6 protein-coding genes are annotated in these 6,262 nt (G+C 75.1%); 3 read left to right on the forward strand and 3 right to left on the reverse strand.

All coding sequences use genetic code 11. From position 1 onward, the window contains the following. Positions 1–360: 360 nt before the first annotated feature. On the reverse strand, positions 361–1,014 hold the full coding sequence (locus ACIGW4_RS24305; protein WP_399582800.1) for a GntR family transcriptional regulator: 654 nt from the start codon (positions 1,012–1,014) through the stop codon (positions 361–363). A 231-nt stretch (positions 1,015–1,245) separates the two neighbouring features. On the opposite strand from ACIGW4_RS24305, the gene ACIGW4_RS24310 reads away from it, so the two are divergent. Beyond that, complete coding sequence (locus tag ACIGW4_RS24310) at positions 1,246–3,018, forward strand: CocE/NonD family hydrolase (protein ID WP_399582802.1); 1,773 nt, start codon at positions 1,246–1,248, stop codon at positions 3,016–3,018. 18 nt (positions 3,019–3,036) lie between these two features. On the opposite strand, the gene ACIGW4_RS24315 is transcribed toward ACIGW4_RS24310, so the two are convergent. Then, positions 3,037–4,125, reverse strand: coding sequence for an adenosine deaminase (locus ACIGW4_RS24315; protein WP_399582804.1), 1,089 nt, complete (start codon positions 4,123–4,125; stop codon positions 3,037–3,039). 332 nt (positions 4,126–4,457) lie between these two features. After that, positions 4,458–5,219, reverse strand: a complete 762-nt coding sequence (locus tag ACIGW4_RS24320; RefSeq protein ID WP_399582805.1) for a GntR family transcriptional regulator — start codon at positions 5,217–5,219, stop codon at positions 4,458–4,460. A 188-nt stretch (positions 5,220–5,407) separates the two neighbouring features. Between ACIGW4_RS24320 and ACIGW4_RS24325 the strand changes: the two genes are divergently transcribed. Next, positions 5,408–5,659 carry a DUF1049 domain-containing protein gene (locus ACIGW4_RS24325; protein ID WP_399582807.1) on the forward strand — a complete coding sequence of 84 codons (252 nt, stop codon included), beginning with the start codon at positions 5,408–5,410 and terminating at the stop codon, positions 5,657–5,659. Then, entirely contained in the window at positions 5,656–6,006 is a 351-nt protein-coding gene (locus tag ACIGW4_RS24330; RefSeq protein ID WP_399582809.1) for a hypothetical protein, read from the forward strand. The genes ACIGW4_RS24325 and ACIGW4_RS24330 overlap by 4 nt, the downstream gene beginning before the upstream one ends. The last annotated feature ends 256 nt before the right edge of the window (positions 6,007–6,262 follow it).

Below are 6,262 nucleotides of genomic sequence, written 5' to 3' on the forward strand. Positions count from 1 at the left end.
CGGCCCGGGACGCAGCCGAGACCGCGGCCGAGCACCGCCTCCCCGGAGGGTCTGGCAGAGCTCGCCTTCGCCGAAGGCTCGACGAGGCCCGAGGTCGACGCGGCCGTCCACGTCGCCAGGGCGGGCGACCACACCCTCATCGGCCCCCCGGAGCGCCTCGACGACCCGATGGCGCGACGCGTCGGCACCGAGATCCGCGCCGACGTGCCCGGGGGTGTCGTGCACGTGGGGGAGTGAGGGCGGCCCCGTCGGGGCGGGCCCACGCGGGGCAGGTCGATCATTCGGCATACCGTTTGATCAACCGGCCGCCCCACGGCCCGCTGCCGACGCGCCGGGAGCGGCTGTTCCGTCCTGGGCCGGCTACTCCGCCGCCGTCCTGCGCTGGTGCGCTGCGGCCTCCTCGCGGCTGGTCTCCAGGTGGCGCAGGGCCAGTTTCTCGACGCGCTCCACGTCCCGCGCCTCGATCCCCCGGTACAGCTCCGCGTGCTCCTCGGCGACGACGGTGAAGTCGTCGTGCTGCCCGAGCAGCCAGCGCATCCGGCTGCGCAGCGTCGCGTTGAGCTCGCTGAGCAGGGCGTTGTCGGCCAGCTCCGTGACGGTCTCGTGGAAGTCGGCGGCCGCCCGCCGGGCGGCCTGTCCGTCGCCCTTGGCCGCGGCCGCCAGCTCGGCGTCGAGGTCGGCGCGGAGCTTGGCGAGCCCCGCCCGGGTGCGGCGCTGCGCGGCGAGCCGGAAGCCGAGGACCTCCAGGGCGGACCTGACCTCGCCGAGGTCCGCGATGTCGGACGCCGTGAACTCGCGGACCACCGCCCAGGTGCGCGGGCGCGGCGTCACCAGGCCCTCCGCGACCAGGTCCCGCAGGGCGTCGCGGACGGGCAGCCGGCTGACGTCCAGCTCGGCCGCGATCTCGCGCTCCACCAGCCTGCTGCCGGGGGCCCGGGTCCCGTCGATGATCTGATCGCGCAGGACGCGCGTCACCCGCTCCGATTCGGGTCTGAACTCCTCAGCGCCTGTCATGCCGCCATTCTCCCATCGGGGGACGGGCGGCGGTCCGCGGGACCCGGCCGCCCGTGCGGGGGAGCGCCGCCTTCACCGAATCTCCGTCAACAGCCTTGAATCTCCGTCAACAACCTTCGTCCGACGCGTTGACGGGCTTATGACACGTGTCACAGCATGGGCGCTGCCCGGGTACCTACCAGTCGGTAGGTACCCGGGCCTCTCGGTGCCGTCCTCAGCGTGGAGGTCCCTGTGTCCCGTGCCGTGCCCCGATCCCGCAAGGCCCTCGCGCTCGTGGCCGGTGCGGCCGCGCTCGCCGCGCCGCTCGCCCTCGCCGCGCCCGCCGCCGGGGCGGACGGGGACCCCGCCCCGTACACCGTCACCCCGCTCCGGTTCACCGTCGAGGCGGGCGGCCGGAGTTGCGCGGTCGACGCCGACCTCTACCGCCCCACCGGCGCGGACGCCGCCCACCCCGCGCCCGCCGTCCTCGCCACCAACGGCTTCGGCGGCAGCAAGAGCGACAGCTCCACCGCCGCGATCGGGAAGGCCTTCGCCGAGCGCGGCTACGTCGGCCTCGTCTACTCGGGCCTCGGCTTCGGGAAGTCCGGCTGCCTGATCTCCCTCGACGCGCCCGAGACCGACGGCCGGGCCGCCGCCCGCCTCGTCGACTTCCTCGCCGGCACCCGCGCCGCCGACGACGGCACCCGCGTCGACTTCGTCACCCGGGACGGCGCGGGAGATCCGCGCGTCGGCATGATCGGCGGCTCCTACGGCGGGGCCGTCCAACTCGCGGCCGCCTCCGTCGATCCCCGTATCGACGCCCTCGTCCCCCTCATCACCTGGAACGACCTCGCGTACTCGCTCGCCCCCAACGCCGCCGACCGGGCCACCCCCGGCGTCTTCAAATGGCAGTGGGCCAACGGCTTCTACCTCATCGGCGAGGGCCAGCCCCTGCTCTCCCCGTCCCTCGACCCCAGCCGGATCAACTCCCTCGGCTGTCTGCACTTCGTCACCGACGCCTGCGACACCGTGCGGCTCCTCAACTCCGGCCGTTACCCGGCCGCCGAGAGCGAGAAGATGCTCGCGTACGCCCGCAGCGTCTCCCCGGTCTCCTACCTGGACCGGATCACCGCCCCCACCCTGATCGTCCAGGGCCAGTCCGACAGCCTGTTCAACCTCAACGAGGCGCGCGCCACCTACGACCGGCTGCGCGAGCGCGGCGTCGACACCCGGATGATCTGGCAGTCCTGGGGCCACAGCGGAGGGCAGAAGCCGGGCGAGCTCGACCTCGGCGACCCGGAGGGGAGTTACGTCGGACAGCGCGTCCTCGCCTGGTTCGACCGGTACCTCCGGAAGGACGCGGCCGCGGACACCGGCCCCGCCTTCGCCTGGTACCGCGAGGGGCGGAGCGGCTACGGCACCGCCGACCGGGTCCCGGCGCTGAGCCAGAAGCTCTACCTCTCCGGCGACGGCAAGCTCGTCGACAACCGGACGAAGGTCGCCCGCGGCTCCCGGCAGTACACCAACTGGCCGGTCCCCACGAGCCACTCCGAGTCCTCGCTCGCGGGCATGATCGGGCTGCCCGACCCCCGGCCGTACGACACCCCGGGCACCTACCTCGGCTGGACCAGCGCCCCGCTCACCGAGCCCGTGGACCTCGTCGGCGCGCCGAGGGCGACCCTCCAGGTCGTCTCCCCGGCGGCCGAACGCGTCCAGGACTCGGGCGACGCCGCCGACAAGCTCGTCCTCTTCGCCAAGCTCTACGACGTCGCGCCCGACGGGACGAAGACCCTGGTCAACCGGCTGGTCGCGCCGGTACGCGTACCGGACGTCACCCGTCCCTTCACCGTCGAGCTGCCGGGCATCGTCCACCGGTACGAGACGGGCCACCGGCTGGAGTTCGTCGTCGCGGCGAGCGACACCGCGTACTCCGGCAACCGGGGGATCAAGCCGGTGACCGTCGTCAGCGCCCCCGAGTCCACGGGGACGCTCTCCCTTCCCCTGGTGGAGGGAAGGGTCGGGTAGCGCCCGCGGACCGTTCGCCTACAGCGCCGCGTACCCCGGGCGGACGACCTCGTCGATCAGCCGCTGCCGCTCCGGCAGCGGCAGGAAGGCGGCCTCCAGGGCGGCGACCGTGAACTCCTCGAACACCTCGGGGCCGTACCCGAACGCGTCCACCATGTGCTGGAACTCCTCGCTCATGGTGGTGCCGGAGACCAGCCGGTTGTCGGTGTTGAGCGTGATCCGGAAGCCGAGCCGGCGCAGCTCGTCGATCGGGTGCGAGGCGTAGTCCTTCGCGGCGCCCGTCTGGAGGTTGGAGGTCGGGCAGACCTCCAGGGCGATGCGGTTGTCCCGGACGTACGAGGCGAGCCGGCCCAGCGTGCCGTCCTCGGCGATGTCGTCCGTGATCCGCACGCCGTGGCCGATCCGCTCGGTGCCGCAGACCTGCACGGCCTCGTGGATCGACTCCGCGCCGACGGCCTCGCCGGCGTGGATTGTGTAGTGGCAGTTCTCCCGCTTCAGGTGCTGGAAGGCGGGCAGGTGGCGGGCCGGCGGGTTGCCGATCTCGCCGCCGGCTATGTCGAAGCCCGCCACGCCGTTGTCCCGGTGCGCGACCGTGAGCTCCGCGATCTCCAGGGAGCGGTCGGTGTGGCGCATTCCGGTGAGGAGGGTGCGGACCGTGATCCGGCCGCCGGTGCGGCGCTCGCCCTCGCGGAAGCCGTCGTTCACCGCCTCGACGACCTCGTCGAGGGTGAGGCCGCCCTCCAGGTGCTGCTCGGGGGCGTAACGGATCTCGGCGTAGGCGACGCCGTCCGCCGCCAGGTCCTCGGCGCACTCGGCCGCGATGCGCACGAGCGCCTCGCGGGTCTGCATGACCGCGCAGGTGTGGGCGAAGGTCTCCAGGTAGCGCTCCAGCGAACCGGAGTCGGCGGCGTCCCGGAACCAGACCGCGAGCTCGGCCGGGTCCTCGGTCGGCAGCGCGGTGTAGCCGCACTCCCGGGCCAGCTCGACGATGGTCGCGGGGCGCAGCCCGCCGTCGAGGTGGTCGTGGAGGACGGCCTTGGGGGCCCGGCGGATCCACTCGGAGACGGTGGCGGCGGCAGGCGTGGCAGGGTTGTCAGACAAGTGCATGGCGGGGAAGTGTACGCCAAGGACGGGCGGGGCGCTGTGACGGGCCCGACGGGCGGGGAACCCCGTGCCTGCGGGGGGTGCGTGGGGGCGCCTTCGCGGCCCCGGGCCGGGGCCCCGGTGAGCGGCGTCCTCGCGGTCGGCGGGCGGGGTCTCCGGGGCGCGGCACCTCGCTCCCGGCCCGGGCCCGGGCGGGCTCCCGTCCCCGCTCGGCGCGACGGCAATCACGGCGATCGCAGCAATCGCGGCAATCGCAGCGATCACGGCGATCACGGCGATCACGCCGATCACGCCGACGAGCCGAGAGCGGCGGCCGGGCCGAAAGGGCGTCCCGCTCAGTACGACTGCAGCACCGGCAGTGCGGGCGTGCCCGTCGGGAGCATGTGCTTGGCCGCCAGGACCGGCGTCTCGCCGACCCGCACCACCTGGGTGACCAGGACCGCGGGGGTGTCCGCCGGGCGACCCAGCTGCTCCCCGCGCCGCCGCCCGAGCAGCGTCGCCGTGATCCCGCTGTGCGCGCTCAGGGCCGTCTCCCGCGAGGCCCCCACCAGCACCGCCAGCATCGAGACCGCGCCGCGGGCCTTCGGGTCCGCCTCCGTCGCCCGCAGGGCCCGCGCGAACTCCGGGTGCACCCGGTCGAGCAGCTCGTCGGGCGCCGCCCACTCGTGGCTCAGCGCCGCCGCCGCGCCCTCCCCGCCCAGTACGGACTCCCAGAACCGCAGCTCGGCGCGGGCGGGCGCGAGCAGGTGCTGGGTGGTGAAGTCGGTCGGCTCCTCGACGCTCCTGAGCAGCGCACGCACCCGCAGCGGGACGCCACCGCCGATCAGCTCCTCCAGGGGCTGGACGTGCTCGAAGCCGCGCCGGGGCGGGCGGTCGTTGACCGTACGGCCCACCCCGCGCCGCACCGTGAGGACGCCGTCCTCCTGGAGCAGCAGCAGCGCCTCGCGCAGGGCCGGCCGGCTGACGCCCAGCTCGGCGGCGAGCTTCGGCTCGGAGGGGAGCGTGGAGCCCGGCGGGTAGGTGCCGTCGTGGACGGCGTCCGCGATCCGCTCGTAGAGCGCCACGACCGGTCGCCGCCGCTGCCCGCTGACCGCCACGGCCCCTCCTCGTCTCGTCCCCGGCTCGCTCTCCGCGGGCCTTCGCACCACGGTAGTCGGCCCACGTTGTCTGACAAGTCACCCGTACGGCTCTGCTCGCCGTCACGGGTAGGCGCCGCGCGTCCCATTCTGGTCCCACGGCTGTGGCCGGGTACGAGCGACAGCACGACGGAGGAGAGGGGCCGGGCATGAGTCCCAAGAAGGCGCCACGGACAGCGGGCCGGGGCGCGTCCCGGACGGCCGGAGCCCTCGCCCCGGGGCGGATCGCGCTGGTCGCGGTCGCGGTCCTCACCCTGGTCTTCGTCTTCGAGGACACCCGCGAGGTCAAGATCCGCCTGCTGTTCTCCGAGGTCACCCTGCCGCTCTACGTGGCGCTGCTCGCGACCGCCCTCCTCGGTGCGGGCTGCGGCTCCTACGTCGCCGCCCGGAGGCGGAAGTGAGGCGGGCCACCGTCGTCGGCGTCGGCGCGGCCCTGGCGCTCGCGGCCGTCGCCGCCTCCTCGGCGGAGGGCGCCGCCACGCCCGACGAGGAGGCCGGGGCCCGGCCGATGCCGGACTTCCTGGGGCGGGGCCTGTGGCGGGTCTTCACCCGCCTCGACCGCCGGACCCGCCTCGACGTCCACGACGTGAGCGGCCGCGACCGGCGGGTGCTGTGGCCGCCGCGCTGGGAGGTCTGCACCCAGTACCCGGCGGTGGGGACGGCCCTGGACCGGCGGACCACCGTCATGATCGGGGTCGTCCGCAAGGGCGAGACCTGCCCGCCCCGCGTCCGCGAGGCCCGCCGCTGACACCCCGCCCCCGCGCGAGCCCGCACCGACCGGGGCGGCTCCCCTCGGCCGCGGGGGGCGCCCTCCCGGGCGGCGCCCCAGCCCGTGCGGGGCCGCGGCCCTGCGGGACGGCGCCCCCGCCTTGCCCGTGCGGGCTGCGCCCGCGCCCGGGTGGGCGTTGCCCCCTGCCCGTGGGGGCGCGCGCCGTCGGGGCGGTGCCCCCGCCCACCCGCCGTGTGGGCAGTCGTCCCGCTGGGGCGGGACGGGTGGGCACACG

The organism is Streptomyces sp. NPDC053513 (genome assembly GCF_044544765.1).
GTDB lineage: Bacteria > Actinomycetota > Actinomycetes > Streptomycetales > Streptomycetaceae > Streptomyces > Streptomyces litmocidini.